This is a genomic window from Belnapia sp. (genome assembly GCF_059504005.1).
Genome location: NZ_JCACHU010000110.1, coordinates 66,845 through 93,189, shown reverse-complemented (window position 1 = coordinate 93,189; position 26,345 = coordinate 66,845). Strand labels below are relative to the sequence as shown.

General features: G+C 73.3%; 27 protein-coding genes. 10 read left to right on the top strand and 17 right to left on the bottom strand.

All coding sequences use genetic code 11. The features are described 5' to 3' along the window. Window positions 1-77 precede the first annotated feature (77 nt). Both AC5JJ1_RS15135 and AC5JJ1_RS15130 read left to right on the top strand, forming a co-directional pair. Window positions 78-698, top strand: a complete 621-nt coding sequence (locus AC5JJ1_RS15135; protein ID WP_495785931.1) for a hypothetical protein — start codon at window positions 78-80, stop codon at window positions 696-698. Between the two features lie 57 nt (window positions 699-755). Next, the gene (locus AC5JJ1_RS15130) at window positions 756-1,727 is read left to right on the top strand and encodes a Bug family tripartite tricarboxylate transporter substrate binding protein (protein ID WP_495785930.1); all 972 of its coding nucleotides are present in this window, start codon (window positions 756-758) and stop codon (window positions 1,725-1,727) included. 10 nt (window positions 1,728-1,737) lie between these two features. Here AC5JJ1_RS15130 and AC5JJ1_RS15125 read toward each other — a convergent pair whose 3' ends face one another. The 8 genes from AC5JJ1_RS15125 to AC5JJ1_RS15090 are packed head-to-tail and all read right to left on the bottom strand — an operon-like array spanning window position 1,738 to window position 8,411. Continuing rightward, the gene (locus AC5JJ1_RS15125) at window positions 1,738-3,120 is read right to left on the bottom strand and encodes a capsular polysaccharide export protein, LipB/KpsS family (protein WP_495785929.1); all 1,383 of its coding nucleotides are present in this window, start codon (window positions 3,118-3,120) and stop codon (window positions 1,738-1,740) included. A gap of 38 nt (window positions 3,121-3,158) precedes the next feature. Next, window positions 3,159-3,965: a c-type cytochrome biogenesis protein CcmI gene (ccmI, locus tag AC5JJ1_RS15120; protein WP_495785928.1), complete on the bottom strand. Its 807-nt coding sequence runs from the start codon at window positions 3,963-3,965 to the stop codon at window positions 3,159-3,161. Continuing rightward, the gene (locus AC5JJ1_RS15115) at window positions 3,962-4,420 is read right to left on the bottom strand and encodes a cytochrome c-type biogenesis protein (RefSeq protein WP_495785927.1); all 459 of its coding nucleotides are present in this window, start codon (window positions 4,418-4,420) and stop codon (window positions 3,962-3,964) included. Before AC5JJ1_RS15115 ends, ccmI begins: the two co-directional genes overlap by 4 nt. Beyond that, a complete protein-coding gene (locus tag AC5JJ1_RS15110; RefSeq protein WP_495785926.1) occupies window positions 4,417-5,004 on the bottom strand; it encodes a DsbE family thiol:disulfide interchange protein in 588 nt (195 codons plus the stop codon). The genes AC5JJ1_RS15115 and AC5JJ1_RS15110 overlap by 4 nt, the downstream gene beginning before the upstream one ends. Then, on the bottom strand, window positions 5,001-6,974 hold the full coding sequence (locus tag AC5JJ1_RS15105) for a heme lyase CcmF/NrfE family subunit (protein WP_495785925.1): 1,974 nt from the start codon (window positions 6,972-6,974) through the stop codon (window positions 5,001-5,003). The genes AC5JJ1_RS15110 and AC5JJ1_RS15105 overlap by 4 nt, the downstream gene beginning before the upstream one ends. After that, window positions 6,971-7,489 (bottom strand): cytochrome c maturation protein CcmE, encoded by a 519-nt coding sequence (gene ccmE / locus AC5JJ1_RS15100; RefSeq protein WP_495785924.1) that lies wholly within the window; start codon window positions 7,487-7,489, stop codon window positions 6,971-6,973. The genes AC5JJ1_RS15105 and ccmE overlap by 4 nt, the downstream gene beginning before the upstream one ends. Then, complete coding sequence (locus AC5JJ1_RS15095; protein ID WP_495785923.1) at window positions 7,486-7,644, bottom strand: hypothetical protein; 159 nt, start codon at window positions 7,642-7,644, stop codon at window positions 7,486-7,488. Before AC5JJ1_RS15095 ends, ccmE begins: the two co-directional genes overlap by 4 nt. After that, window positions 7,641-8,411, bottom strand: coding sequence for a heme ABC transporter permease (locus AC5JJ1_RS15090; RefSeq protein WP_495785953.1), 771 nt, complete (start codon window positions 8,409-8,411; stop codon window positions 7,641-7,643). Before AC5JJ1_RS15090 ends, AC5JJ1_RS15095 begins: the two co-directional genes overlap by 4 nt. 373 nt (window positions 8,412-8,784) lie before the next feature. On the opposite strand from AC5JJ1_RS15090, the gene AC5JJ1_RS15085 reads away from it, so the two are divergent. Further along, a complete protein-coding gene (locus AC5JJ1_RS15085; RefSeq protein ID WP_495785922.1) occupies window positions 8,785-8,973 on the top strand; it encodes a hypothetical protein in 189 nt (62 codons plus the stop codon). 217 nt (window positions 8,974-9,190) lie between these two features. Here AC5JJ1_RS15085 and AC5JJ1_RS15080 read toward each other — a convergent pair whose 3' ends face one another. From AC5JJ1_RS15080 to kynA, 3 genes are read right to left on the bottom strand one after another with little or no spacing between them, the layout of a single operon-like run. Continuing rightward, window positions 9,191-10,108 (bottom strand): hypothetical protein, encoded by a 918-nt coding sequence (locus AC5JJ1_RS15080; protein WP_495785921.1) that lies wholly within the window; start codon window positions 10,106-10,108, stop codon window positions 9,191-9,193. Between the two features lie 23 nt (window positions 10,109-10,131). After that, on the bottom strand, window positions 10,132-10,302 hold the full coding sequence (locus tag AC5JJ1_RS15075) for a hypothetical protein (RefSeq protein ID WP_495785920.1): 171 nt from the start codon (window positions 10,300-10,302) through the stop codon (window positions 10,132-10,134). Between the two features lie 39 nt (window positions 10,303-10,341). Next, entirely contained in the window at window positions 10,342-11,181 is an 840-nt protein-coding gene (kynA, locus tag AC5JJ1_RS15070; protein ID WP_495785919.1) for a tryptophan 2,3-dioxygenase, read from the bottom strand. A 59-nt stretch (window positions 11,182-11,240) separates the two neighbouring features. Between kynA and AC5JJ1_RS15065 the strand changes: the two genes are divergently transcribed. After that, the gene (locus tag AC5JJ1_RS15065; protein WP_495785918.1) at window positions 11,241-12,392 is read left to right on the top strand and encodes an aminotransferase class V-fold PLP-dependent enzyme; all 1,152 of its coding nucleotides are present in this window, start codon (window positions 11,241-11,243) and stop codon (window positions 12,390-12,392) included. Continuing rightward, window positions 12,389-12,739, top strand: coding sequence for a DUF952 domain-containing protein (locus AC5JJ1_RS15060; protein WP_495785917.1), 351 nt, complete (start codon window positions 12,389-12,391; stop codon window positions 12,737-12,739). Before AC5JJ1_RS15065 ends, AC5JJ1_RS15060 begins: the two co-directional genes overlap by 4 nt. On the opposite strand, the gene AC5JJ1_RS15055 is transcribed toward AC5JJ1_RS15060, so the two are convergent. Next, the gene (locus tag AC5JJ1_RS15055; RefSeq protein WP_495785916.1) at window positions 12,646-13,593 is read right to left on the bottom strand and encodes a DMT family transporter; all 948 of its coding nucleotides are present in this window, start codon (window positions 13,591-13,593) and stop codon (window positions 12,646-12,648) included. The genes AC5JJ1_RS15060 and AC5JJ1_RS15055 overlap by 94 nt on opposite strands. A gap of 101 nt (window positions 13,594-13,694) precedes the next feature. On the opposite strand from AC5JJ1_RS15055, the gene AC5JJ1_RS15050 reads away from it, so the two are divergent. Further along, complete coding sequence (locus AC5JJ1_RS15050) at window positions 13,695-14,738, top strand: quinone-dependent dihydroorotate dehydrogenase (RefSeq protein ID WP_495785915.1); 1,044 nt, start codon at window positions 13,695-13,697, stop codon at window positions 14,736-14,738. Window positions 14,739-14,749: 11 nt separating this feature from the next. Then, window positions 14,750-15,610 carry a TIGR01459 family HAD-type hydrolase gene (locus tag AC5JJ1_RS15045; RefSeq protein ID WP_495785914.1) on the top strand — a complete coding sequence of 287 codons (861 nt, stop codon included), beginning with the start codon at window positions 14,750-14,752 and terminating at the stop codon, window positions 15,608-15,610. A 1-nt stretch (window position 15,611) separates the two neighbouring features. On the opposite strand, the gene AC5JJ1_RS15040 is transcribed toward AC5JJ1_RS15045, so the two are convergent. The 4 genes from AC5JJ1_RS15040 to AC5JJ1_RS15025 form a co-directional block, all read right to left on the bottom strand. Beyond that, window positions 15,612-18,722 (bottom strand): efflux RND transporter permease subunit, encoded by a 3,111-nt coding sequence (locus tag AC5JJ1_RS15040; RefSeq protein ID WP_495785913.1) that lies wholly within the window; start codon window positions 18,720-18,722, stop codon window positions 15,612-15,614. A 3-nt stretch (window positions 18,723-18,725) separates the two neighbouring features. After that, window positions 18,726-19,880: an efflux RND transporter periplasmic adaptor subunit gene (locus AC5JJ1_RS15035; protein ID WP_495785912.1), complete on the bottom strand. Its 1,155-nt coding sequence runs from the start codon at window positions 19,878-19,880 to the stop codon at window positions 18,726-18,728. Window positions 19,881-20,016: 136 nt separating this feature from the next. Beyond that, window positions 20,017-21,432, bottom strand: a complete 1,416-nt coding sequence (locus tag AC5JJ1_RS15030; RefSeq protein ID WP_495785911.1) for an amidase family protein — start codon at window positions 21,430-21,432, stop codon at window positions 20,017-20,019. Beyond that, on the bottom strand, window positions 21,407-22,132 hold the full coding sequence (locus AC5JJ1_RS15025; RefSeq protein WP_495785910.1) for a pyridoxamine 5'-phosphate oxidase family protein: 726 nt from the start codon (window positions 22,130-22,132) through the stop codon (window positions 21,407-21,409). Before AC5JJ1_RS15025 ends, AC5JJ1_RS15030 begins: the two co-directional genes overlap by 26 nt. A gap of 95 nt (window positions 22,133-22,227) precedes the next feature. Here AC5JJ1_RS15025 and pdxR point away from each other — a divergent pair, with 95 nt between their 5' ends. Both pdxR and AC5JJ1_RS15015 read left to right on the top strand, forming a co-directional pair. Continuing rightward, window positions 22,228-23,670, top strand: coding sequence for a MocR-like pyridoxine biosynthesis transcription factor PdxR (pdxR, locus tag AC5JJ1_RS15020; protein ID WP_495785909.1), 1,443 nt, complete (start codon window positions 22,228-22,230; stop codon window positions 23,668-23,670). Window positions 23,671-23,750: 80 nt separating this feature from the next. Further along, entirely contained in the window at window positions 23,751-24,977 is a 1,227-nt protein-coding gene (locus tag AC5JJ1_RS15015) for a multidrug effflux MFS transporter (protein ID WP_495785908.1), read from the top strand. 105 nt (window positions 24,978-25,082) lie between these two features. Here AC5JJ1_RS15015 and AC5JJ1_RS15010 read toward each other — a convergent pair whose 3' ends face one another. Next, window positions 25,083-25,685: a YqgE/AlgH family protein gene (locus AC5JJ1_RS15010; protein WP_495785907.1), complete on the bottom strand. Its 603-nt coding sequence runs from the start codon at window positions 25,683-25,685 to the stop codon at window positions 25,083-25,085. Window positions 25,686-25,845: 160 nt separating this feature from the next. Between AC5JJ1_RS15010 and AC5JJ1_RS15005 the strand changes: the two genes are divergently transcribed. Beyond that, entirely contained in the window at window positions 25,846-26,328 is a 483-nt protein-coding gene (locus AC5JJ1_RS15005) for a peroxiredoxin (RefSeq protein WP_495785906.1), read from the top strand. Window positions 26,329-26,345: the final 17 nt, after the last annotated feature.

Sequence of the window (26,345 nt, the reverse complement as noted above, 5' to 3'; positions counted from 1 at the left end):
GCCTCAACGGGGTTTCACTTGGCTCCCCGGGCAAGACGCGGGACAGTCCGCCCCACCATTCCGACCGAGAGAACCATTTGATCCTTACCCCCGACGAGGTCGCCGCGGCCCGCGCCATCGGCTGCGCCTTCTTCCCCGCGACCGAGCTGCAGGTCCAGCGCCTCACCATGCAGCGGCGCATTTTCACCATCGAGGGCAAGCGCTACCTGGTCAGCCGCGACGGCTCCTATTTCGAGACGGCTGGCACCTTGCGCGCGCTGTTGGACCGGGCGGAGCCCGTCCGCCCGGTGGAGCCGCCGCGCTCAGCGGAGCCGGAACCTGTGGCGGAGCCGGAACCTGTGGCGGAGCCGGAGCCGGAGCCTGAGCCGGAGCCGGAGCCGGAGCCGGAGCCGGAGCCGGCGGCAGCGGAGCCGGCACTGCCCGAGCCCGCCACGCCGTCGCCGCCCGAGGCCGCCCCGCCGCCTGTGCGCCGGCGCAGCCGCCCCCCGAAAGCCGCTGCGACGCCCAAGGCGCCGCCGGAGGCCCCACCCGAGGCCGCCCCCCCAGCCGAAGCTCCGCCAGAGGTGCTGCCCGAGACCCTGCCTGAGACCGCTCCATCGGCCGAAGCCACCCCGCTCCGCCGCCGGGCCAAGTCGGCGGAGCCGCGCTGGAAGACTGCAGGCCTCGCCCGCCGCGGCCGCCTCAAGCCCACCTCCTGAAGGCTGGACAGCGGGCCACGGCTCGGCTTCCTTACGCGCCTGGATCGAGGAGCCTCCATGCCGCTTCGCCGCACCACCCTGGCCGGTCTCGGCACCCTGCTCGCCGCGCCGGCGCTCCGCGCCCAGCCGGCCGAGTGGAAGCCCGACCGGCCGCTCCGCCTCATCGTCACCTATCCGCCCGGCGGGGTGACCGACATCGTCGGCCGCATCGTCGCCGAGCCGCTGGGGCGGGAGCTCGGCCAGCCCGTGGTGGTGGAGAACCGCGCCGGCGCCGGCGGCAATATCGGGACGGCGGCCGCCGCCCAGGCGGAGGCGGACGGCTTCACCATCCTCTTCGGCACCACCGCCCTGTTCGGCGTGAACCCCATCCTCTACGCCAGCAGCGGCGTCGACGGGGTGCGCGACTTCCTCTGCCTCGGCACGATCGGGGAGGTGGCGAACATCCTCTCCGTCATCCCCGCCCGCATCAAGGCGGGGGACGTCGCCGCCTTCATCGCCGAGGCCAAGGCGCGGCCGCTCATCTACGGCTCGGTCGGCAACGGCAGTTCCTCGCACCTCTCGGCGGCGGTCTTCCTGAAGGAGGCGGGGATCGACGCGACGCATGTGCCCTATCGTGGCTCCTCCCCGCTGGTCGCCGCGATGCTGGCGGGGGAGGTGGACTTCGGCTTCGACACCACCGCCACCTCCACCGCGCATATCCAGTCCGGCGCCTTCCGCCCGCTCGCCGTCACCACGGCCCGCCGCGCGGGCGCCCTGCCGCAGGTGCCGACGCTGAAGGAGAGCGGGATGCCGGATGTGGACCTCGGCATCTGGTTCGGCCTCTTCGTACCGCGGAAGACGCCGCCCGCCATCGCCCGGACCCTCGCCGCGGCGCTCGAGCGCACCCGCACGCCGCAGACGGAGCAGCGGCTGCAATCGGCCTTCGTCGACCCGCTCTACGTCCCGCAGCCCGAGGTGGACGGGTATATCCGCGCGAGCGCCCTGCGCTGGCAGGCGATCGCCAGGGATGCGCGCATCTCGCTCGACTGAGTCGCCGCGGTCAGCGCTGCCAGAGGCCGAAGCGGCGCGCCTGCTTCAGCCACCAGCCCTGCTGCCGCCACCAGGGCAGGAAGGCCCGCCGCGCCGCCGAGGCCGGCGCCCAGCCGGAGGGGTCGGCCAGCCTCTCCAGCAGCAGCTCCGGCCCGCAGGGCAGCAGGGTCACCGGGTCGAGGTAGCGCGGATAGAGGATCAGCGCCCCGGCCACCAGCGCATCGAGGGGGAGGGCGCGGCCCCGCCGCGGCATCGCCTCCCGGTCCCGGGTCAGCCCCCAGCCGGCATAGAAGGGCCGGCCCCAGACCGTGACCTCCAGCCCGCGCAGCAGCGCCTCGAAGCCGGCCAGGCTGGTGATACCGTGCAGCGCATCGACCTGGGCGAAGAGCGTGCCGATATCGCCCCCCGCCGCCACCGCATCGGCGAGCCGCAGCGCCGCCCGGCGGGGGAGGTAGCCGCGCCGGTAGCCGGTCTCCACATCCGGGTGCGGGCGGAAGACGATGAAGGCCTCCGGCTCCTCCCGCCTGACCGCCTCCAGCAGGGCGAGGTTGGTCCGCACGCGCCCGGCGCCGAGCCGGATGGAGGCATCGTCCTCCACCTGCCCGACGACGAGGATGCGCCGCCGCCCCGGCGTTGCCGGCAGGGGCGCTGCCGGGCGACGGAGGTTGTACTTGGTCACCCCCCGGGCGACGATCGCCTGCCGCAGCGCCGCCGCCCGCGCCAGCAGCGCCGGGGTGAACTCCGTCCCGACCAGGATGCGCTCAAGTGCCGAGGCCCCGCCCGCATCGTAATGCGGCACCAGCGGGTCGACGGCGAGCGAGGCGGAGGGGATGAAATCGACGCCGAGCCCGACCGAGCGCAGGAAGCCATCCTCCACCCAATGCAACGGCACGCCGGCCGCCCGGCACCGCTCCGCCAGCCCCGGCGCGGCGCGCGTCGCCCAGACGGCGATGCCGCCCGCCCGCGCCCGCGCCGCCGCCAGTGCCCCCGCCTCGTCCCGGGCGAAGACGGCCGGCGGCCCGTCATGGGCGAAGGCGGCGGCGATGGCCGCCTGCTTCCACCCCGCCATGCCGAGGAAGGCGGCGATGCCCCGGTTGGCCGCCGCCTCGCGCCGCCAGAGGGCGAGCAAGGCGAGCCCCTCCGCCGCCGGGCAGGCGCGGTCGCGGAACGGGTCCGCCCAGCGCGTCGCCGCCAGCAGGCGCGGGTCGAGGGGCTCAGGCCAGAGCGGCTGCAGCGCCGCCGCCAGGGCCTCCGCCTCGGCCGAGGCCGTCCGGGCGAGCGCCGCCGCGACCGGGTCCTCGCCGATGGCGGCCAGCAGCCCCACCGCCCGCCGCTGCGGGCCGAAAGCGGGCGCTGCCCAGGGACCTTCGGCCAGCCGCACCCCCTCCGGCACGCCTTCCGGGAAGAAGGCAGCCAGATGCGCGGTGGCGCTCAGGGCAGATCCTGCATCCGTCGCTCGACCATGGTCCGCCAGGGCGCCTCGGCCGGCGCCTCGGCCACCAGCGCCTGCCAGAGCTCCCGCGCCCGCGCCGCATTCCCCGCCCGCGCCTCGACCAGGCCGGTGAGGAAGCGCAGCCCGACATGCTGCGGCGCCTGGGGCAGGGCGATGGCGAGGGTGCGCCGGGCCTCGTCCAGCTTGTCGTCCTCGATCAGGATCTGGGCAAGCTGGCTGGTCAGCTCCGGGTCGAACTTGGCGGCGAGCGCCCGCTTGAAGGCCTCCGCCGCCGGGCCGAGCGCGCCGCGGCTGCGCTCGGCATTGCCGAGCAGCCGGTAGCCGTCCTGCGCCTGCGGGCTGGCCGGGTTGAGCGTGGCGAGGCGGCTGCGCAGCAGGTCCAGCATCTCCTCGTCCCGCGCCGCCACCTGCTGGCGGAGCGAGAAGGGCGCGGAGGGCATGTCCGGCAGCGCGCTCGGCCAGTAGAGGGCAAGCGCCAGCAGCGGCACGGCGGCGACCGTGGCCCAGAGGGCGAGCTTCGCCCCGCGGCCGGCGCGCGTGCCCGCCTCGGCCGGTGCCGCCAGCAGCCGGCGCTGCACCTCGAGCACGGCGGCCCTGTGCCCTGGCTCGTCCAGCCGGCCGGCCTCGCGCTCGCGGTCCAGCTCCTCCATCTGCGCCCGGTAGAGGGCGAGGTCGGCCTCGCGCCGCCCCCGCGCCGCCGGCGGGCGGAACAGGCTGGCGGCGAGCGGCAGGATCGCCGCCACGGCCAGCAGGCCGAGCAGCGGCCAGAACGGGAACCAGCTCACTCGCGCGGCCTGCCGGACAGTTGGGCGAGCCGGTCGCGCTCCGCCTGGGTGAGTTCGGGCGGCCCGGAGGCCGCCGCCTGCCGCCGCCGCATGCCGCGGATCAGCAACGCGCCGGCGAGCAGGGCGATGGCCGGCATCCCCCAGAGCAGCGCCGTCTCCGGCTTGAGGGGCGGCTTCAGCAGGACGAAGTCGCCATAGCGCTCATGCACGAAGGTGAGGACGACCTCGTCCGGCTTGCCCTGCGCCACCTGCTCGCGGACGATCCGCCGGAGGTCGCGGGCAAGGTCGGCATCGCTGTCCTCGATCGACTGGTTCTGGCAGACCATGCAGCGCAGCTCGCGCCCGATGACCCGGGCGCGCTCCTCCTGCGCCGGGTCGGGGAGCTGGTCGGCCGGGTCGCCCACGGCGAGGGCCGGGCCCGCGGCCAGCATCAGCAGGAACAGCCAGCGGATCATGCGTATCGCCGCAGCAGCGGGGTGACTTGCCGGTCCAGGATCTCTTCCGTTACCGGCCCGGCCATCCGCCAGCGGACGATCCCGGACTTGTCGATGAAATAGGTCTCCGGCACGCCATACAGCCCCCAGTCGATCGCGGCCCGCCCCGGCTGGTCCACGCCGAGCCGCACATAGGGCGTGCCGCGCTGCTTCAGGAAGCCGAGGCTGTCCGCCGGCTTGTCCTTGTAGGCGATGCCCATGATGACGACGCCCCCGCGCGCGAGGCGCATGAGCTGCGGGTGCTCGATCACGCAGGGCACGCACCAGGAGGCGAAGAAATTCACCAGCAGCAGCTTGCCCGCCTTCAGGTCGGCGGCCGAGAGCCCCGGCAGGCCCGCGCCCTCGAGCGGCGGCAGGCTGAACTCGGGCGGCGCCTTGCCGATCAGGGCCGAGGGCACGCCGCGCGGGTCGTACTCGCCGGTACCGAGGCCGCGCAGCATGGCGAAGAAGCCGGCGCCGCCGAGCCCTGCGGCGGCCAGCGGCGCCAGCAGCAGCGCCCGCCGGCGCCACGCGGCCGCTTCGGGGTTGGGAGCCGCCTCGCTCATGCCCGTGCCCCGGCCTTCACCGGCTTGGCCAGCTTGGCCGCCGGCGCCGAGACGCGGACCCGCCGGTCGCTGAGCGAGATGCCGCCGCCGAGCGCCATCAGCGCGCCGCCGAGCCAGATCCAGGGCGCCAGCGGGTTGTGGTGGATGCGCAGCACCGCGCCGCCATCCCGCTCCTCGCCGAGGACGACGTAGAGGTCGGAGAGCCAGGTGGTGTGGATCGCTGCCTCCGTCGTCGTCATCCGCGCCACGGGGAAGCTGCGGCGCTCCGGCGTCATCACCGCGACAAGCCGGCTGCCGTTGCGCACCTCGACGGTGGCGCGCCGCGCGGCGAAATTGGGCCCCGGCGCATCGACGACGCCGACCAGCCGGTAGTCGAGCCCGGCCAGCGCCACGCTCTCGCCGGGCTTCACCAGGCGCAGCGTGTCGGTGGCGAGGCCCATGCCGGCGAGGCCGAGGATCATCACCCCCATCCCCGCATGGGCCAGCGCCCCGCCCCAGGCCGCGCGCGGCAGCCCCTTGGCCCGCGCCCAGGCCGCCCGCGGCCGGCTGAACAGCGCGATGCGGTCGGCGATGTCGGCGACGGCGGCGAGGATCACCCACGCCGCCGCGCCGAAGCCGAGCGCCGGCCCGACGCGATAGCCCTCGATGGCGAAGCAGAGGACGAGCGCCGCCAGCCCGGCCAACGCCGCCCACCACAGCCGCTGCAGGGCGGGGAAGAGCCGCGCCCGCTTCCAGGGCATCACCGGGCCGAGCGTCATGGCGCCGATCAGCGGCACCGCCAGTGGGAAGATCGCCGTGTTGAAGAACGGGGGGCCGACCGAGAATTTCTCGCCCAGCACGAGGTCGGCGAACATCGGGTAGAGCGTGCCGGCCAGCACCACCGCCGCGATCGAGCAGAGCAGCAGGTTGTTCAGCACCAGCGCCCCCTCCCGCGAGATGGGGGTGAAGATGCCCGTCGGCAGCATCGCCTGCGCCCGCCAGGCGAAGAGCAGGAACCCGCCGCCGATATAGATGGCGAGCAGGATGAGGATGACGGTGCCGCGCGCCGGGTCGTTGGCGAAGGCGTGCACGCTGTTCAGCACGCCGGAGCGGACGAGGAAGGTGCCGAGCAGGCTCATCCCGAAGGCGAGGAGGGCGAGGAACACCGTCCAGGTCTTCAGCGCCTCGCGCTTCTCGACGACGATGGCGGAGTGCAGCAGCGCGCAGCCCGCGAGCCAGGGCATCAGCGAGGCATTCTCGACCGGGTCCCAGAACCAGTAGCCGCCCCAGCCCAGCTCGTAATAGGCCCACCAGGAGCCGAGCGCGATGCCGAGGGTCAGGAAGCTCCAGGCCGCCAGCGCCCAAGGGCGCACCCAGCGCCCCCAGGCGGCATCGACGCGCCCCTCGATCAGGGCGGCGACGGCGAAGGCATAGGTCACCGCGAAGCCGACATAGCCGAGATAGAGCAGCGGCGGATGGAAGGCGAGGCCCGGGTCCTGCAGGATCGGGTTCAGCCCCTGGCCGTCCAGCGGCGGCGGCCAGATGCGCTCGAAGGGGTTCGAGGTGGCGAGGATGAAGCCGATGAAGCCGAGCGCCACCAGCGCCAGCACGCCCAGCACCCGCGCCTGGAGCGCCGAGGGCAGGTTGCCGCCGAAACCCGCGACCGCCCCGCCGCAGAGCGCCAGGATGAGCACCCAGAGGAGCATCGACCCCTCATGGTTCCCCCAGGCCCCGCTGATCTTGTAGAGCAGCGGCTTCGCCGAATGGCTGTTCTGCACCACGTTCAGCACCGTGGTGTCGTTGGCGACATAGGCCCAGACGAGGCAGGCGAAGGCCGCCGCGATCGTCACCAGCACGCCGGCGGCGATCGGCGCGGCGGCGCCCATCAGCCGCGCATCGGCCCGCTGCGCGCCGACCAGCCCGACCACCGCCTGCGCCAGCGACAGGGCCAGCGCGAGGGCGAGGGCGAAATGCCCGATCTCGGGGATCATGAGCCGCGCCTCGGCTGCACTGGCGCCGGTTCCAGCGTGTTCCAGGTGGCGGCCGGGGGCGGGGCGCCCTGGTTCGGGTTCCAGTGGCCGCTCTTCTTCAGCGCATCGGCGACTTCGGGCGGCATGTAGCTCTCGTCGTGCCGCGCCAGCACCTCGCTCGCGCGGAAGGTGCCGTCGGGCCCGAGCTTGCCGAGGGTCACCACGCCCTGCCCCTCGCGGAACAGGTCCGGCAGCACGCCGGCATAGGTCACCGGCACCCCGTTCGCGCCGTCCGTCACGCGGAAGCGCGCCTCCGGCTTGCCGTCCGGCGCCGTCTCCCGCACCACGCTGCCGGTCTCGACCAGGCCGCCGAGGCGGAAGGCGCGGTCCGGCTTCGGCGCCTCGCGGGCGATGTCGCTCGGCGAGCGGAAGAAGACCAGGTTGTCCTGGAAGGCGGAGAGGGTCAGGGCCGTCGCGCTGCCGAGCCCGAGGGCACAGAGCAGCAGTAGCGACAGCCGGCGGGACTTGCGGGTCATGCGGTATCCTGTGCGCGCCGGTGGGCGCGCGGGTCGAGCTGGGCCAGCCGGCGCTTCGCCGCGGCATGACGGAAGATGGTGGCGAGGCTGAGGATCAGGAAGCCACCGAGCACCAGCGCGTAGCTGGCCGTGATGTGGATCCAGTGCAGGCTCATGCGGCCTCCGCGCGACGCGCCGCCGCGAGCTCCAGCGCCCGGATGCGCCGCTCCATCACCGCCGCCCGCGTCCGCGCCAGCACCAGCGCCATGAAGGCGAGGGTGAAGCCGAGGGCGCAGACCAGCAGCGGGTAGAGGATGTCGACATGCAGGCCCGGCGCGCCGATCCGCGTCACGCTCGCCGGCTGGTGCAGCGTGTTCCACCAGTCCACCGAGAATTTCACGATCGGCACGTTCACCGCCCCGACCAGCGCCAGGATCGCGCCCATCCGCGCCCCGCGCTCGGCGTCGTCGAAGGCGCGGACGAGGGCCGCATGGCCGAGCCAGAGGAAGAAGAGCACCAGCACCGAGGTGAGCCGCGCATCCCAGACCCACCAGGTCCCCCACATCGGCTTGCCCCAGAGGCTGCCGGTGGCGAGGCAGAGCGCCGTCGCCAGCGCGCCCACCGGCGACAGCTCACGGCAGGCGAGGTCGGCCAGCGGGTGCCGCCAGATCAGCGACAGGATCGAGCCGATGGCGAGCCCGGCATAGCCGCCCATCGCCAGCCAGGCCATCGGCACATGGATGTAGAGGATGCGGACGGTCTCGCCCTGCTGCCAGTCGGGCGGCGAGAAGAACAGCCCCCAGGGCAGGCCGATGCCGAGGGTGAGCACCGCCGCGGCGGTCAGCCAGGGCAGCACCCGCCCGGACAGCCGCAGGAAGCGGCCCGGATTGGCGAATCGATGCAGCCCACCCCGCGGGGTGGGAGAGAGGGGCCTGGCGCCCAGGCTCGTGTCGGCGGTTTCCACGGCGCTAACCTAGGCCCTGCGCGCGACGAGTTGAAGCTTTCGCGGAGCGGGGTAACGTGCCGGCATCGATAACCGGAAGGAACGACCATGCGGTACGGCCCGGCCCGGACGGCCGCCCTCGCCTTCGCAACCTTGGCCCTGGCGCGCCCGGCCGCGGCGGAGACCTTCCTCCCCTGCCGCTTCCCCCAGGGCGGGCAGCTCCGGGTGGTGGTGGAGGAGCGCGGCTTCGCCATCGAGCTGCCCGGCCAGACCGCCTGGCTGGACTCGGAGGGGATCGGCGCGCGGCGCGACCCGCTGGTCGCCGGCTTCGGCGCCCCCCTGCCCGGCGAGGGCAGGCGCGGCGTGCCGCCGCATGACCGGCGAGGCCCGGCTGCTCTTCTCCCGCCGGCCCGACGTGGCCCGGGTGGAGGCCTGCCGTGCCGCCGCGCCGGCCCTGGCCGGGCCCGGCGACCAGCCGCCGACGCCGCCCGCCCCCTGCGACCTGCCCGTCGCCGCCGGCAGCCTCGCCGGCACCTGCGAGGTCCAGCGGCTGAAATTCTGACGCGTCACAGCATCCAGGCCGACCCGGCCGGATAGCTCGCCACCACCAGCACGCCGCTGCCCAGCCCGCCCCTATCCATGTGCCAGGCCGCGCTGCCGCCGAGCGCCTGCCCGACCCAGACCCCATCCGGATCGGCCGCCGCCGCCAGCGCGGCCTCCGAGCCGGCCAGGTCCGCGGCGAGCTGCGCCCGGCTGACCCCGGAGGCGAGGCGGCCGAGCTACAGGGCCAGCTCCGCCGCATCCGGGTCGCGGTGCAGGGCCGAGTGGTAGAGCGTCGTCACCAGCGCCGCATCGTCGAGCCCGGCCAGCGCCCCCGGCAACAGCCCGGCCGCGAGGTCGACCCAGCCCTGGCCCGCGCTGGTCCGCTCGACGAGCCCGGCAAGGTCCGTCCCGCTCGCGGCCTGCCCTGTCGCCGCGCCCTGCAGGGCGGCGGCGCGCACCGCCTGGCCGGCCGGGTCGAAGTCGAGCCAGCCATCGGCGAGGCGCAGCGCCTGCACCGCCGGCATCCAGACCTCCTTCCCCTCGGCGAGCAGCACCTGCCGCAGCCCCTCCCCATGGCTGGTGGCCGCCGTCACCTCCCGCGCCTCGTGCAGCGTCACCGCCTGGCTCGGCGTGTGGAGGACGAAGCCGGATTGCGGCGTCGACGGCGTCAGCACCTCCACCGGGCCCGGCTGCGTGCCGGCATCCGTCACCGCGATGGTGAGGGTGAAGCCCGCGCTTTGCCGCCCGTCCGAGACCTGGACGAACAGCGGATGGACCGGCATCTCGTCGAGGCCGAGGCTGATGCCGTCCTTCAGCTTCAGCGTGTTGCCGACCACCTCGAAGCGCCAGGCATCCTCCTCGGCGAAGGTGAAGGTGAAGGGCCCGGCCGAATCCGGGTCGGTGACCGCGAGCGTGCCGATGACGCTGCCGATCGCCCCGGCCGCCACGCTGCCGCCGGTGACGAGGCGCAGGTCGCTCGGCGGCGTGTCGTCCTGGTCGAGGACGGCGACGCGGTAGACGGTGCCCGGGCTCTGCCGGCTGCCATCGTCGAAGAGGAAGCTGAGCGAGAAGGAGAGCTGCGGCGGCAGGCGGGCCGCGGCGAAGTACTCGTAGTCGACCGGGGCGGCGAGGCCGAGGGTGCCGAGGCCGAGCAACGGGTTCCAGGCCGCGACGAAGTTCAGCGCATTGGCCCCGTGACCTCGATGCCGATCAGGTTGCCGGTGTCGCCGGTCAGCATCAGCCCGGCGACCCACTCCCCCGGTCTGGTGTTCTCCCGCAGCGTGCTGGGAATGGTCCCGAAAACCTGGATCGCCGGCATGGTCTCCCGCCCCGTCTCATGGGACGGCACCGACCATGCGGCAACCGATTTACGGAACCATAAATGAGGCTACCGCTCACGCCGCGGGGCGGGCCGCAGCTGCGTCCGGACCGTCCAGAGCTCGGGAAAGAACCCCTTCTCGAGCACGCCCTTGAGATAGGAGACGCCGGCCGAGCCGCCCGTGCCCATCCGGTGGCCGATGATGCGCTCCACCGTCCGCACGTGCCGGAAGCGCCAGGTCTGCACGGCGTCCTCGAGGTCGACCAGCTCCTCGGCCAGCTCGTAGAGGTCGAAATGCGCCTCGGCCTGCTCGTAGACGATGGCCCAGGCGGCGGTGACGCCCTCATCGGCCCGGTGCGGCTGGCTGAGGTCGCGCCCGAGCACCGCCTCCGGCACTGGCAGCCCCCGCCGCGCCAGCAGCCTGAGCGCCTCGTCATAGAGCGAGGGGCCGTGGAAGGCCGCCTCCAGCGCCGCCATGATGTCCGGCCGGTGGGCATGCGGCTTCATCATGAAGCCGTCCCGCGCGCCGAGCTTGAACTCGATCAGCCGGTACTGCCAGGACTGGAAGCCGGAGGAACTGCCGAGGCTGTCGCGGAAGGCGAGGTAGTCGTGTGGCGTCATGGTCGAGAGCACGTCCCAGGCCTCGATCAGCTGCTTCTGGATGCGTGCGACCCGGGACAGCGCCTTGAAGGCCGGGCGCAGCGCATCGGCGCGGATATTCGCCATCGCCAGGTCCAGCTCGTGCGTGAGGAGCTTCATCCAGAGCTCCTGCACCTGGTGGATGGTGATGAAGAGCAGCTCGTCATGCTGGCCGGAGAGCGGCTGCTGGGCGGAGAGCACCTGGTCGAGATGCAGGTAGTCGCCATAGCTCATGCGCCTGGCGAAATCGGTCTCCACGCCCTCGACCATGGTAGTGGTCTCCTTGAAGAGGTTACTTTAAGCTTAAAGCAATCAGCCGGAGCAAGCCCATGCTGGACCTTCGCCCGCACTTCTCCCTGAGCCTCGGCGCCGCGCCGGAGCGGCTGCATTTCGCAGCCCACAGCCACCATCCGCGGCCCGACGTGACGCGGGCGGCCCAGCTCGCCGCCTGGGACGACGCGGCCCGGCTGCTGGATACGAAATGGGGGCATGTGCTGGGCCCGGTCTGGCAGGCGGCGCAGCGCCATGTCGCCCGGCATTGCGGCCTGCCGGACCCGTCGACCATCGTCTTCGCGCCGAACACCCAGGAATTCGTCGTGCGGATCCTCTCGGCGCTGCCCACCCACCGGCCGCCGCGCATCCTGACGACGGATGGCGAGTTCCACAGCCTCGCCCGCCAGCTCGCGCGGCTGGAGGAGGAGGGGCTGGTTGCCGTCACCCGCATCCCGAGCGAGCCGGCGCGCGACTGCATCCCCCGCCTGGCGGAGGCTGCCCGGCAAGGCTTCGACCTGGTCTGGACGAGCGAGGTCTTCTTCACCTCCGGCGCCGCGGTGACGGACCTGCCCGCGCTCGCCGAGGCCGCCGGCGAGGCCGCCCTCGTCATCGACGGCTACCACGCCTTCATGGCCCGCCCGGTCGACCTCGCGGCCATTGCCGACCGCGCCTTCTACCTCTCCGGCGGCTACAAATACGCCATGGCGGGAGAGGGGGCCTGCTGCCTCCATTGTCCGCCCGGCTGGCTGCCGCGGCCGCGCTCCACCGGCTGGTATGCCGGATTCGGGGCGCTGGCCGAGGGGCAGGCCGGCGTACCCTATGCCGGGGATGGCTGGCGCTTCATGGGCTCCACCTTCGAGACCAGCGGCCTCTACCGGCTGAATGCGGTGATGGACTGGCTGGCCGGGCTCGGCCTCGACGCGGCGGCCATCCATGCGCATGCGCTGGCGCTGCAGGCCCGCTTCCTCGCCGGCCTGCCGCGCGCCGGGCTCGACCCCGCCCGGCTCGTGGTGCCGCCGGACGACCCGGCGCGGGGCAATTTCCTCGCCTTCGACCTCGAGGATGCCGAGGGCTGGCAGGCCCGCCTCGCCGCTTCCGGCATCGTCACCGACCGGCGGGGGCGGCGGCTGCGCTTCGGCTTCGGCCTCTACCAGACGGCGGAGGAGGTGGACCGGCTGCTCGACCGGCTCCAGACGCTCGGCCGATGAGCCCCCTCATCTACACCATGGTCCGCGCCGCCGACTGGCGCGAGGCCGAGGCCGCCGGCGCCTATCGGGGCAGCGCGGACGACCGGCGCGACGGCTTCCTGCATTTCTCGACCGGCGCCCAGCTCCGCGCCAGCGCCGCCAAGCACCGCGCCGGCGAGCGCGACTTGCTGCTGGTCGAGGTCGATGCCGCCGCGCTCGGCGAGGCGCTGCGCTGGGAGCCGGCCGGCAGCCGCCCGGGCCTCTTCCCGCATCTCTACGGCGCCTTGCCGCTCTCCGCCGTGCGGGCGGTGACGCCGCTGCCGCTCGGCCCGGACGGCACCCATGCCTTCCCCGCCGGGATCGACTGAACGAGCCCACGCCGCCGCGCCCGCTCGCTCATCAGGCAGGCGAAGACGACGACGGCCCCGCCCGCCAGCATCCCCGCATCCGGCCAATGCCCCCAGATGGCGAGGTCGAGCCCGACCGAGACCGGCAGCGCCGCGAAGCCCCAGGGCGCGAGCCGGGCGGCATCCGAATGGCGGAAGGCTGCCGCGGTGCAGACCACCGCCGCGCCGGCCAGCAGCCCGTTCCCCAGCATCCGCGCCAGGTCGAGCGGCGGCGGCGACACCCAGTCGATGAGCGCCAGCGGCGCGAAGAGCGGCAGGCCGAGCAGGCTCGGCCAGAGGATGACGCCCACCAACCCCGGCTCCGTCCGCAGCTTCCGGTTGAGCGTCTGATTCAGGGCGAAGGCGAATGTCGCCGCCAGCAACGCCAGGTAGCCGCCAAGTGGCGCGTCGAGCCCGCCGAGCTTCGGCGCCACCGCCAGCAGCACGCCGGTGAAGCCGAGCAGGCACCATCCCCAGGCCGCCCGCACCACCGCCTCGCCCAGCATCAGCGCGGCGAGGCCGAGGGTGAGCAGCGGCGCGGTGAAGAAGAACAGGTAGCCCTCCGCCAGCGGCACATGCCGGAAGCCGAGGAAGAAGCCGCCCGCCGAGACCATCATCGAGCAGGCCCGGAGCGCCTGCAGCCCGGGATGCCGCGTCGAGAGCGGCCCGCCGAAGCCCGGCCAGGCCGCCCGCGCCAGCAGGAAGGCCGGCAGCAGCATGGCATAGCGGAGGAAGAGCACCTCGCCGAGGCCGTACTGGCCGGAGAGCAGCTTGCTGTTCGCGTCGTTGATACTGAACAGCACGACGCCGGCCAGCAGCAGCGCGGGTCCCCTCACTCGGCTTTCCTCCCGGCCCTTGCCCGCGACGCTTGTCGCGGGCGGCGGCGGGGGCGTCAACCGCTTCCCATCCCGGCCCGGCTGGGGCACACAGCGGCGCCATGACCCCGCGCCTCGCCTCCCTCGCCACGCCGCTGCTGCGCCGCCTCGACGCGGAGACGGCGCATGGCCTGGCGCTGAGGGCCCTGGGGGCGGGCCTCGCCGGCCGTGCCGAGGCCGCGGCCGACCCGATCCTGGCGACCGGGGCGCTCGGCCTCCGCTTCGCCAACCCGCTCGGCCTGGCGGCGGGCTTCGACAAGGATGCCGTCGCGGTGCTGCCGCTGATGCACCTCGGCTTCGGCTTCGTCGAGGCCGGCACGGTCACCCCGCGTCCGCAGCCCGGCAACCCGCGCCCGCGGCTGTTCCGGCTGACGGAGGATGGCGCCGTCATCAACCGCATGGGCTTCAACAATGGCGGGGTGGAGGCCTATCTCGGCCGGCTCCGCGCCCTGCCGCGCCCGTTGCCGGCGGTCTTCGGCGCCAATATCGGGGTGAACAAGGAGGGCGCCGACCCGGCCCGGGACTACCCGGCCCTCTACGCCGCGCTGGCCGGCCTCGCCGACTACGTCACCGTCAACGTCTCCTCGCCCAACACCCCCGGCCTCCGGGACCTGCAGGGGGAGGAGCGGCTGGCGCAGATCCTCGCCGGCATCGCCGCCATCGAGGGGCCGCCGGTGCTGGTGAAGATCGCCCCGGACCTCGCCGATGCCGCCCTCGGCCCGGTCATCGAGACCTGCATCGCCCATGGCGCGGCCGGCCTCATCGTCTCCAACACCACGATCGCCCGGCCGGAGGGGCTGCGCTCGCCCCATCGCGCGGAGGCGGGCGGCCTGTCCGGCGTCCCGCTGCGCGGGCGGGCGGAGGCGATGCTGCGGCGATGCCACGGCATCGCGCGCGGCCGGCTGACGCTGGTCGGCGCCGGCGGCATCGCCAGCGGCGCCGATGCGCTGGCGCGCATCAGGGCCGGGGCCAGCCTGGTGCAGCTCTACACCGCCTTCGCCTATGCCGGCCCGGCCCTGGTCCCGGCGATCCTCCGCGACCTGGCCGCGCTGCTGCGGCGGGAGGGCTTCTCGAGCGTCGCCGAAGCGGTCGGCACCGCGGCCTGAGGGAGACTGGGATGGATATCCTCGACGGCATCGCCCCGCTGGCGGAGCGCTATGACGGCTACGTCCTCGACCTCTGGGGCGTCGTCCACAACGGCCGCCGCCTCTATCCCGGCGTGGCCGAGGCGCTGGCCGAGCTCAAGGCCCGCGGCAAGCGCATCGTCTTCCTGACCAATGCGCCGCGCCGCGCCTGGTTCGTCGCCGAGCTGCTGGACGGCATGGCGCTCGACCGCGCGCTCTATGACGGCATCATGTCCTCGGGCGAGATCGCCTGGCGGATGCTGAAGGAGCGCAGCCACCCCTTCTTCGCCCCGCTCGGCCGCCGCGCCTTCCATATCGGGCCGGAGAAGGACCTCTCGGTGATCGAGGAGGGCGTCGCCGAGCGGGTCGCCGATCCGGCCGGGGCGGATTTCCTGCTGAACACCGGCCCCGACCCGGAGCGCGGCTCGGCCGACCCGGCGCCCTACCGCCCGGCGCTCGAAGCGGCGGCGGCCCATGGCCTGCCCATGGTCTGCGTGAACCCGGACCGCTTCGTCATGGTCGGCGAGGACCGGCTGATCTGCGCCGGCGCGCTCGCCGACATCTATCTCGAGCTCGGCGGGTCGGTCTTCGAGGTCGGCAAGCCGGACCCGGCGGTCTACGACCCGGTGATGGAGCTGCTCGGCCTCACCGACCGGCGCCGGGTGCTCGCCATCGGCGACACGCCGCATACCGACCTCGCCGGCGCCGCGGCGGCGGGGATGGATGCGCTCTGGGCGATGACCGGGCTTGCCGCCCATGCCCATGGCGACAACCCGGACCCGGAGCGGCTGCGCCAGGTGGCGCTGGCCGAGGGCGTCGACCCGATCGCCGCCATCCGGGCGCTGCGCTGGTAGGCTACTCCGCCGGTGCCCCCTCCGGCACCGGCCGCCCTCCCCGCCGCCGGAACATCCCGCCGAGCCGGCCCATGGTGAGGTAGACGACCGGCGTGGTGTAGAGCGTCAGCACCTGGCTGACCGCGAGCCCGCCCACCATGGCGTAGCCGAGCGGCTGGCGGATCTCGGAGCCCGTCCCCGAGCCCAGCATCAGCGGCAGGCCGCCGAGCAGCGCCGCCATGGTCGTCATCAGGATCGGGCGGAAGCGCAGCAGGCAGGCCTCGCGGATGGCGTCATGCGGGGAGCGGCCCTCGTTGCGCTCGGCATGCACGGCGAAGTCGACGAGCAGGATGCCGTTCTTCTTCACGATGCCAATCAGCAGGATCAGCCCGATCAGCGCGACGATGCTGAAATCCATCCCCGCCAGCCGCAGCGTCAGCAGCGCGCCGAGCCCGGCCGAGGGCAGGGTCGAGAGGATGGTGACGGGGTGGATGAAGCTCTCATAGAGCATGCCAAGGATGATGTAGATGACGACCAGCGCCGCGGCGATCAGCCAGGGCTCGCTGGCGAGCGAGTCCTGGAAGGCCTGGGCGCTGCCCTGGAAGGCGCCGGTCAGCGTCGGCGGCGCGCCCATCTCCCGCTGCGCCGCCTCGACGGCGGCCGTCGCCTGGCCGAGCGCCGTCCCCGCCGGCAGGTTGAAGCTGATCGTCACGGCGGGGAACTGCCCCTGATGCGCGACCGAGAGCGGCGAGACCGGCACCGTCGACCAGCGGGCGAAGGCCGAGAGCGCCACCGGCTGCCCGGTCAGCGGCGAGCGGATGCGGATCTGGTCGAGCGCCGCTGGGCTCATCTGCCGCTCCGGCAGCACCTCGAGGATCACGTGGTAGGCATTCACCTGGGTGAAATACTGCGCCACCTGGCGCTGGCCGAAGGCGTCGTAGAGCGTGTCGTCGATCAGCTGCGGCTGGATGCCGTAGCGCGCCGCCTCGTCGCGGTTGATCTCGAGGGTGACGGTGGTGCCGCCATCCTGCCGGTCGGTCGCCACGTCGCGCAGCTCCGGCAGCTGGCGCATGCGCTCGTAGATCTTGGGCGCCCAGGTGTTGAGCTCGGCGAGGTCGGCATCCTGCAGCGTGTACTGGTACTGGGTCGAGGTCGGCCGGCCGCCGATATTGATGTCCTGCGCCGCCTGCAGCAGCGTCACCGTGCCCTCGAGCCGGCCGAGCTGCGGCCTGAGGCGCGCGATGACCTCGCCGGCGCCCGCCTGCCGCTGGTCGCGCGGCTTCAGCGTGACGAACATGCGCGCCTGGTTCTGCGTCAGCCCGCCGACGGCGCCGACCGAGACGCCGAGGCTCTCCACATCCGGGTCGCGCAGGATGACGGCGGCCGCATCCTGCGTCCGCTTCGCCATCTCGTCATAGGAGACGTCCGGCCCCGTCTGCACCGTGCCGATGAGGAGGCCGGTATCCTGCTGCGGGAAGAAGCCCTTCGGGATGGTGACGACGAGCCAGCCGGTCAGCGCCAGCGTGCCGAGGAAGACGAGGAAGGTGACGCGGTGGAAGCGCAGCGCGACGTCGAGGGTGCGCCGGTAGCCGGCGACCAGCGCCTCGAAGCCGCCCTCGACCAAGCGGTACAGCCGGCCGTGCCGCTGCTGCTCCTCGCTCCGCAGCACCCGCGCCGCCATCATCGGCGTCAGGGTCAGCGAGACGAAGGCCGAGACGAGGATGGTCAGGCTGATGGTGACGGCGAACTCCCGGAACAGCCGCCCGACGAGGCCCGACATCAGGAAGAGCGGGATGAAGACCGCGATGAGCGAGAAGCTGATGGAGAGGATGGTGAAGCCGATCTCCCCGGCGCCGTCGATCGCCGCGCGCATCGGCGACTTACCCATCTCGAGGTGGCGGATGACGTTCTCCAGCATCACGATCGCATCGTCGACGACGAAGCCGACCGCGATGGAGAGCGCCATGAGCGAGAGGTTGTCGAGGCTGTAGCCCAGCAGGTACATCCCGCCGAGCGTCGCCAGCAGCGAGAGCGGCACCGTCACCGCCGAGATCACGGTCGCCCAGAGGTTGCGGAGGAAGACGAAGATCACCGCGACGACCAGGCATATGGTCAGCAGCAGGGTGAACTGCACGTCGGCGACCGAGGCGCGGATGGTCTGCGTCCGGTCCTGCAGGACCGAGACCTCGATGCCGCGCGGCAGGGCGGCGCGCAGGTTCGGCAGCTCCCGGCTGATGCTGTCCACCGTCTCGATGACATTGGCGCCCGGTTGCTTGAAGACGACGAGCAGGATGGCCGGCTTGCCGTTCGCCCAGGCATGGAGGCGCATGTTCTCCGGCCCGTCGACGGCGCGGCCGATGTCGCGCACCCGCACCGGCGCGCCGTCGTGATAGGCGAGGATGGCGTCGTTCCAGGGCGCCGCCTCGGTCAGCTGGTCGTTGTCGTAGAGGGTGAAGGAGCGCTGCGGCCCGTCCACCGTGCCCTTCGGGCTCTGGGTCGAGAGGTTGACGATGGCGCTGCGCAGGTCCTCGAGCGAGAGGCCGAGCGAGGCCACCTTCTCGGGGTCGATCTGGATGCGCACGGCCGGCTTCTGCTGCCCGCTGATCGAGACCTGGGCCACGCCGCGGATCTGGCTGATATGCTGGGCGAGGATGTTCTCCGCCTGGTCGTCCACCTCGGTCAGCGGCAGCGTGTCGGACCGCACGGCGATCACCATGATCGGCGAGTCCGCCGGGTTCACCTTGCGGATGTTGGGCGGCGCCGGCAGCGTCCTCGGCAGCTGGCCGCCCGCGGCATTGACCGCCGTCTGGATGTCCTGCGCCGCCGCGTCGATGTTGCGCGAGAGGTCGAACTGCACCGTCACCGAGCTGACGCCGAGGGTGCTGACCGAGCTCAGCAGCGAGACGCCGGGGATTTGCGCGAATTGCCGCTCGAGCGGCGCGGTGACGGTGGCGGCGATGGTCTCGGGGCTCGCGCCGGGCTGCTGGGTCGTCACCTGGATGGTGGGGAAGTCGACCTGCGGCAGCGGCGCCACGGGCAGCAGCGGATAGGCGACGAGGCCGGCGAAGAGCAGCGCCGCCATCAGCAGGGTCGTGGCGACCGGCCGCTGGATGAAGGGGGTCGAGAGGGCCATCGCTCAGCTCCCCGCCGCGATGCGCGTGCCGGGGGCGAGGCGCGACTGGCCGGTGGCCACCACCTGCGTGCCCTCGGGCAGGGGCACGGCCAGCACGGCGCGCCCTTGCGCGTAGCGCCGCACCTCCACCGGCTGGGCGGCGACGGTCCGGTCCGGCTTCACCACATAGACGAAGGAGCCCTCCGGCCCGCGCTGGATGGCGGAGGAGGGCAGGGTGGGGACGCCCTGCTCCACGCGCAGCAGCAGCTGGGCGGTGACGAACTGGCCGGGCCAGAGCGCGGCGTCCTTGTTGTCGAACACCGCCTTCAACTTCACCGAACCGGTCGCCTGGTCGATCTGGTTGTCGATGAGGGCGAGCTTGCCCTCGGCGAGCGGCTGCGGCCGGTCGCGGTCGAGGGCGCGGACGGTGAGCGCCCCGCCCCGCATCGCCTCCCGGATGTCGGGCAGCTGGGCGGCGGGGAGGGTGAAGATGACGTTGATCGGCTGCACCTGGGTCAGCACCACGATGCCGCCCGCATCGCTCGCATGGACGATGTTGCCCTGGTCGATGAGGCGGATGCCGGTGACGCCGTCGATCGGCGAGGTGATGGTGGTGTAGCCGAGCTGGGTCCGGGCGCTGTCGATCTGGGCCTGGTCGCCCTGCACCTGCGCCTGGTACTGCGCCACCTGCGCCCGCGCCGTGTCCACCTGCTGGCGCGAGGCGAAGCTGCTCTGCGCCAGGTCGCTGTAGCGCTTGAGGTCGAGCAGGGCGTTGTCCAGCAGCGCCTGGTCGGTCGCCTTCTTGGCGATCGCCTGGTCGAGCGCCGCCTGGTAGGGCCGTGGGTCGATGCGGGCCAGCACGTCGCCGACGCGCACCGCCTGCCCCTCGGTGAAGAGCACCTGCTCGAGCTGCCCGTCGACCCGGGCGCGGAGGGTGACGGTGTTGAAGGCCTGCACGTTGCCGAGCCCCTCCAGCGTCACCGGCAGGTCGGCCGGGGTGACGCCCGCGAGCTGCACGGGCACGCCGGGCGGCGGCGCGGCCGGCGACGCGGCTTGCCCTTGGGCCTGTGCCGTCTCCCGCCCGGTGAGGAGGAGGGCACCGCCGCCGGCCAGGGCGAGCGCCCCGAGGATGGCGGTGGCCAGCAGGGCGCGACGGCGCTTGGGCGTGGCGTCGGACATGGTCAGTACCTCCCGGCGAGGCTCCGCGTCGGCGCGCGGTGTCTTGCTGATCCAGGCGGCCAGCTAACCACCGCCGGCGTTGCAGGTATTCGCGGCTGGATGAATTCGGGGCCAGACCCGCGCGCGTTCGCGTGAGCTACCGGGCCGGCCGGATGTCGAAGGGCCGTGTGGCCAGGAAGCCCGCCCCCGCCCGCAGCACCAGCGCATCCCTGAGCCGCGGCCCGGCGAGCTGCAGCCCGACCGGCAGCCCGGCCTCGGTCACGCCGCAGGGAAGGGAGATGGCCGGCCCGTGCGACAGGTCGAAGGGATAGGAGAATTCCGCCCAGACCAGCCAGTCCCAGTCATGCGCCGGCCAGTGCGGCGGCCGCTGCAGCCCGACCGGGAAGGCGGCGACCGAGGCGGCCGGCGTCGCCAGCAGGTCGAAGCCCGCCTCCTCGAACCAGGCATTGACCCGGCCGGCATAGGCGAAGCGCCGGGTCTGTGCCGCATGCGCCTCGGCGAAGGAGAGGCCCCGATAGGCCTCGGTGCAGGCGACGAGGCCCGGGTCCATCGCGCCGGCGGCCTTGCTGTCGGCGGCGAGGAAGGGCCGCATCGCCGCGCCCCAGATGTCGCGCTCCAGCGCCGGCCCCTCCGGGCCCCAGGGCGGCGTCACCTCCTCGACCAGGGCGCCGCCGGCCTCCAGCGCCCGCGCCGCCTCGGCGGCCAGCGCCGCGACCTCCGGGTCGACCCGGGCATGGCCGAGATCGGGGCTCCAGGCGATGCGCAGCCCCTGCAGCCCGCCCGGCTCCGGCTCGGGCGGGAAGCGGTCCGGCAGCGTCGTGTGGTCGAGCGCATGCGGCCCGGCCATGACGGAGAACATCAGCGCCGCATCCGCGACGCTGCGGGCCAGCGGCCCGGCATGGGAGAGGGCGCCGTTGTTCGGCACCGGCACATAGGGCACGCGGCCATAGCTCGGCTTGAACCCCACCACGCCGCAGAAATGCGCCGGCAGGCGAATGGAGCCTGCCCCATCCGTCCCGAGATGCAGCGGCCCGCAGCCGGCGCCCGCCAGCGCCGCGGCGCCGGAGGAGGAGCCGCCGGCCGTCATCCCGTGCTGCCAGGGGTTGTGCGTCGCCCCGCTCAGCGGGTTGTGGCTGACCGCGGTCCAGCCCTGCTCGGTCGTCGCCGTCTTGCCGAGGATGATGGCGCCCGCCGCCCGCAGCCGCGCCACCAGCGGCGCATCGGCCGCGGCGGGGGCGGGGTCGGAGAGGCGGGAGCCGCGCCGCGTCGGCAGGCCGGCCACCGCCTGGACGTCCTTGATGCTGACCGGCACGCCATGCAGCGGCCCGAGCACCCCGCCGCGCATGACGGCCGCCTCCGCCTCCCGGGCCGCGGCGCGAGCGCCCTCGGCATCGAGGGCCACGAAGGCGTTGAGCGCGGGCTCCTTGGCCGCAATCCGACTGAGCACCGCCTCGGTGATCTCGACCGGTGAGGCGCGCCGCTCGCGCACCATCGCCGCCATCGCCACCGCCGAGGCGGTTGCCAGATCAGTCGGTTTGCTGTCCTGCGCCATAGGTCGTCCGGTAGCTCTCGGTCATGATCTCGTCGAGCCTACGACCGGAGGTGAAACCTGCCAAACCGGGCGGGTAGGGGACGCCCGCCGGCATCCGCGGGCAGGGCTCCGCGGCGCCGATCACCTGCGTCACCGGGAAGCGGGCGGCATAGATCGGAAGGGCATAGTCCTCCTCCTCGTCACCGACGCCCTTGGCGCGGATCTTCCCGCTCGCCTCCTCGATCTCCATGCCGATGACCATGGTGGCCTTCAGCTCCTGCGTGGTGCTGGGGCGAAGCTCGGCATTCCGGCCGGGATAGAAGCGGTCGATCATGACATCGAGCGCCTTCGCCTTCTCGTCGAGGTCGTCCACAATATGCGCCGTGCCGAAGCACATGGCCGAGCGGTAGTCGACCGAATGGTTGAAGCCGCAGCGGGCGAGGACGAGGCTGTCGAGGTGGGTGACCGTCAGGCAGACCGGGATGCCCGGCTTCTGGGTGCGCAGCATCCGGCTGGCCGAGGAGCCGTGCCAGTAGAGATGCGTACCCTCGCGCCAGAAGGCGGTCGGCGTGCAATAGGGCTGGCCGTCGATGATGTAGGCGATGTGGCAGAGCATCGCGGCGTCGAGGATGGCATGCACCGTCTCGTGGTCGTAGCGGCCGCGCTCATGCAGGCGCTTCACCCGGTTGCGGGGCGTGACGGGATAGGCGGTGTCGGGCATCGGGCTTCTTTCGCACGGGTCGATGGATGCATATGACAGGTCTGATTGGTCCCCCGTGAGGACCAATATCGACCCGTAGGGCTGGTCCAATTGCCATGGAAGCCGATTTGCTGCTGCTCCCGATCGACCGAACGGGCCCGGTGCCGGTGCTGCGCCAGGTCTATCTCGGGCTGCGCCGGGCGATCCTCTCCGGCGCTATCCCGGCGGGCGGGCGGCTGCCGCCGACCCGGGCGCTGGCGGCACGGCTCGGCATTGCCCGCAACTCGGTGGTGGCGGCTTATGAGCAGCTGCTGGCCGAGGGCTTCATCGAGGGCAGGGTCGGCGCTGGCAGCTTCGTCTCCCGCGACCTGCCGGAGCCGCTGGACCTGCCGCCCCCGGCCGCGCCTCCGTCGCCGCCGGTCGTGCCCCATGCCGGGCTCTATGGCGCCGCACCCTTCAACACCGGCCGCTGCACGCTGGACGACCGCACGCTCCAGGTTTGGCGCAGCCTGACCGCCCGGCGCCTCGCGCGGCCCGACCCGGCCCTGCTCGGCTATGCCGACCCGAGCGGCTCGGTGGCCCTGCGCGGCGCCATCACCCGCTACCTCCGCGCGGCGCGGGCGGTGCGCTGCGAGCCGGAGCAGGTGGTGGTGACGGCCGGTGCGCAGCAGGCGATCGACCTGGTGCTCCGCGTGCTGCTCCGCCCGGGCGATGCCGCCTGGTTCGAGGATCCGGGCTATCCGGCGGTGCGCGCGGCGCTCGCCGCGGCCGGGGCGCGGATCGTCCCGGTGCCGGTCGATGCGCAGGGGATGGACGTCGCGGCCGGGATCGCCGCGGCGCCCGAGGCGCGGCTCGCCTATGTCACGCCCTCCTCGCAATACCCGCTCGGCGTGGTGCTCTCCATGGCGCGGCGGATGGAGCTGCTGGCCTGGGCGCACCGCGCCGGCGCCTGGCTGCTGGAGGACGACTACGACAGCGAGTTCCGCTATGCCGGCCGGCCGCTGGCCTCGCTCCAGGGCATCGATGCGGCGGGGCGCGTCATCTATGTCGGCACCTTCAGCAAGGTGCTCTTCCCCGGGCTGCGGCTCGGCTATGCCGTGCTGCCGCCGGCGCTGCTGGAGGGCGTGCGCTCCGCCCGGCTGCTGAGCGACTGGCACCCGGCGGCGCTGCAGGAAGGCGTCGTCACCGACTTCATCGAGGAGGGGCATTTCGCCCAGCATCTGCGGCGGATGCGCCAGCACTATCGCGGCGCGCGGGATGCGCTGGTGGCGGCGCTGCGCGAGCACCTGGCCGGCACGCTCGAGGTCGAGGTGCCGGACCAGGGGATGAAGCTCCTCGCCCGCCTCCGCCCCGGCCTCGCCGACCAGGCGGTGGCCGAGGCCGCCGCCCGCCGCGGCATCATCGCCCGGCCGGTGAGCCCGATGTTCCTCGCCGCGCCGCCGATCCAGGCGCTGATGCTCGGCTTCTCCGGGCATGAGCCGGGCAGCCTCCGCTGGGCGGCGCGGGAGCTGGCCCGGGCGCTGGCGCCATCGCCGGAGGCCGGGCCGGGCGAAGGCTGAAGCGTGCAGACCAGTTGCCGGCCTGTAATTGACCGTCCATCGCCCTGGGCAGCGGCACCGGCCGGGCCTAGAAGAAACGGGTGAGCCCGCGTGACATCCCAGAGGGCGACCTCTCCGCCGCCATAGCCCCGCCCCGGCGGCCGGTCCCGTCCATGGTGCTGCTGGTGGCGATGACGGGCCTCGGCCCTTTCACCATGCAGATCCTCATCCCGAGCCTGCCGGCCCTGGCCGAGGCGCTGGCCTCCAGCTACGGCCTCGCCCAGCTCACCCTGACGCTTTACCTGGCCGGGGTGGCGGGGGCGCAGCTCGTCTATGGCCCGCTGTCGGACCGTTATGGGCGGAAGCCACTGCTGCTGGCCGGGCTGGTGCTCTACTGCCTCGGCAGCCTCGGCGCGGCGCTGGCGCCCTCCATCCATGCGCTGATCCTGGCCCGCGTGGTGCAGGCCGTCGGCGGCTGCGCCGGGCTCGTCCTCGGCCGCGCCATGATCCGCGACGCCTATCCGCGCGAGGAGGCGGCGAGCCGCCTCGGCATCGTCAGCTCCGCCATGGCGATCGCGCCGATGATCGGCCCGTTGCTCGGCAGCCTGCTCGAGACCCAGTTCGGCTGGCGGGCCAGCATGCTCGCCTGCCTGGTCTTCGGCCTGCCGCTGCTGGCCGCCATCCGCCTCCGCCTGCCGGAAACGCTGGCCGAGCCGGCGCCGCTGCCGGGCCTGGCCGGGATGCTCGGCGCTTATGCGGCGCTGCTGCGGCTGCCGGCCTTCCGCGCCTATTGCGGCCTCACCGCCTTCGCTACGGGGATGTTCTTCGCCTTCGCCGGCGGGGCGCCGCTGACCGTCATCAAAGGGCTCGGCTACAGCTCGACGGCCTATGCGGTGGCGATGATGACGACGCCCTTCGCCTGGAGCTCCGGCACCTTCACCGCGGCGCGGCTGACGGGGCGGGTCGGCATGGGGCGGATGATGGCGCTCGGCACGGCGGTGATGCTGGCGGGCGGGGCGCTCGCGGTGGCGCTGCCGCTGCTGGCGCCGGGGCATATCGCGCTGGTCTTCCTGCCGATGGCCGTCGCCGCCTTCGGCAACGGCATGACCCAGCCGAATGCCATCGCCTCGGCCATCAGCGTGCGGCCCAACCTGGCCGGCACCGCCTCAGGCTTCATCGGCGCGGCGCAGATGGGGTGCGGGGCACTGATGACGGTGCTCTGCGGCCTGACCGAGACGGGCCACGGCCTCGCCACCGGCTTCTGGATGCTGGTCTCGGCCCTGGCGACGCTCTGGGCGCTGCGGGCGGCGCGGCGGCTGAAGGGCTGAGATCCCGTGCCCTGGCGCGGCTCTGCCGCGGCGGGCGTGCCGAAGCCTCAGACGAAAGGCGAACCCGGGGCCCCCGCGGCGCCGCGCAGCGGCGTCGTGAGGAAATCACGCATGGCCCGCGGCGCCCGAGAGCAGCAGCGGATCGACCCGCAGCTTGGCCATCGCCTGCCGCCACTTGCCGTCATGCCCCTCGCCGAAGAGCAGCGCCTCGTCCGGGTCGACCGAGAGCCAGGAATTGGCCTGGATCTCGTCCTCCAGCTGCCCCGGCCCCCAGCCGGCATAGCCGAGCGCCAGGATGCCGCTGCGCGGCCCGCCGCCGCCGGCGATCGCCTTCAGGATGTCGACGCTGGCGGTCAGCGCCAGGTCCTCGGCGACGGGGAGGGAGGCGTCGCTGGTCCAGTCCTTGGTGTGCAGCACGAAGCCGCGGCCGCCCTCGACCGGCCCGCCCTGGATCAGGGCGATGCGCCGCTGCGGCGGCACCGGCTCCAGCTCCAATTGCTTCAGCAGCTCGTCGAAGGACATACCCTCAATCGGCTTGTTGACGATGATGCCCATCGCGCCCTCGGGCGAGTGGGCGCAGAGGCAGATGACGGTGCCGGCGAAGCGCGGGTCCTGCATGTTCGGCATGGCGACCAGGATCTGGCCGCTCAGATAGCCTTCCTCGTGGCTGGCCTGGGCGGTCGGTCGGGTGCGTGGGCGTTTGGCCATGCGCTCAAGATGGCGAGCCCTGCCGGGCCACGCAAGCCGGGCCGCCGCCCCGCGCCCCGGCCCTGCGCAATGGTGAAGCCGCTGCCGCTCGGCCATGCCATGCGGTGACAGCGGCCAGCGAAGCGATTAGAGGATGGGCGAACGGATATGAGGACCCCCCATGACCATCCAGGTTGGCGACAGCATCCCCGCGGCGAAGCTGATGCAGGGCACGGCCGAGGGCCCGAAGGAGACCTCGACGGAGGAGCTGTTCGGCGGCAAGACCGTGGTGCTGTTCGGCGTCCCCGGCGCCTTCACGCCCACCTGCTCGGCCAAGCACCTGCCCGGCTTCGTCACCCAGTATGACGCTCTGCGCGCCAAGGGCGCCGACGTCGTCGCCTGCATGGCGGTGAACGACGCCTTCGTCATGGCCGCCTGGGGCAAGGACCAGGGCGTCGGCGACAAGGTGGTGATGATCGCCGACGGCAGCGCCGACTTCACCAAGAAGCTCGGGCTGGAGCTGGACCTGACCGCGCGGGGCCTGGGCGTCCGCAGCCAGCGCTTCGCCCTCATCGCCAGGGACGGCAAGGTGACGCATGTTGCCGTCGAGGCGCCGGGCGCCTTCGAGGTGAGCACGGCCGACGCCGTCCTGGCCGCGCTTTGAGCGGGCGGGCCGCGGCC

Bases quoted from the DNA above. Each gene is read 5' to 3' on its own strand.
- pdxR (WP_495785909.1), top strand. From the start codon at position 22,228: ATGGAAGCCGATTTGCTGCTGCTCCCGATCGACCGAACGGGCCCGGTG.
- AC5JJ1_RS15105 (WP_495785925.1), bottom strand. From the start codon at position 6,974: ATGATCCCCGAGATCGGGCATTTCGCCCTCGCCCTCGCGCTGGCCCTG.
- AC5JJ1_RS15030 (WP_495785911.1), bottom strand. From the start codon at position 21,432: ATGGCGCAGGACAGCAAACCGACTGATCTGGCAACCGCCTCGGCGGTG.
- AC5JJ1_RS15005 (WP_495785906.1), top strand. From the start codon at position 25,846: ATGACCATCCAGGTTGGCGACAGCATCCCCGCGGCGAAGCTGATGCAG.
- AC5JJ1_RS15110 (WP_495785926.1), bottom strand. From the start codon at position 5,004: ATGAGCGAGGCGGCTCCCAACCCCGAAGCGGCCGCGTGGCGCCGGCGG.
- AC5JJ1_RS15035 (WP_495785912.1), bottom strand. From the start codon at position 19,880: ATGTCCGACGCCACGCCCAAGCGCCGTCGCGCCCTGCTGGCCACCGCC.
- AC5JJ1_RS15085 (WP_495785922.1), top strand. From the start codon at position 8,785: ATGACCGGCGAGGCCCGGCTGCTCTTCTCCCGCCGGCCCGACGTGGCC.
- AC5JJ1_RS15065 (WP_495785918.1), top strand. From the start codon at position 11,241: ATGCTGGACCTTCGCCCGCACTTCTCCCTGAGCCTCGGCGCCGCGCCG.
- AC5JJ1_RS15040 (WP_495785913.1), bottom strand. From the start codon at position 18,722: ATGGCCCTCTCGACCCCCTTCATCCAGCGGCCGGTCGCCACGACCCTG.
- AC5JJ1_RS15025 (WP_495785910.1), bottom strand. From the start codon at position 22,132: ATGCCCGACACCGCCTATCCCGTCACGCCCCGCAACCGGGTGAAGCGC.
- AC5JJ1_RS15095 (WP_495785923.1), bottom strand. From the start codon at position 7,644: ATGAGCCTGCACTGGATCCACATCACGGCCAGCTACGCGCTGGTGCTC.
- AC5JJ1_RS15130 (WP_495785930.1), top strand. From the start codon at position 756: ATGCCGCTTCGCCGCACCACCCTGGCCGGTCTCGGCACCCTGCTCGCC.
- kynA (WP_495785919.1), bottom strand. From the start codon at position 11,181: ATGGTCGAGGGCGTGGAGACCGATTTCGCCAGGCGCATGAGCTATGGC.
- AC5JJ1_RS15115 (WP_495785927.1), bottom strand. From the start codon at position 4,420: ATGATCCGCTGGCTGTTCCTGCTGATGCTGGCCGCGGGCCCGGCCCTC.
- AC5JJ1_RS15045 (WP_495785914.1), top strand. From the start codon at position 14,750: ATGGATATCCTCGACGGCATCGCCCCGCTGGCGGAGCGCTATGACGGC.
- AC5JJ1_RS15010 (WP_495785907.1), bottom strand. From the start codon at position 25,685: ATGGCCAAACGCCCACGCACCCGACCGACCGCCCAGGCCAGCCACGAG.
- AC5JJ1_RS15050 (WP_495785915.1), top strand. From the start codon at position 13,695: ATGACCCCGCGCCTCGCCTCCCTCGCCACGCCGCTGCTGCGCCGCCTC.
- AC5JJ1_RS15060 (WP_495785917.1), top strand. From the start codon at position 12,389: ATGAGCCCCCTCATCTACACCATGGTCCGCGCCGCCGACTGGCGCGAG.
- ccmE (WP_495785924.1), bottom strand. From the start codon at position 7,489: ATGACCCGCAAGTCCCGCCGGCTGTCGCTACTGCTGCTCTGTGCCCTC.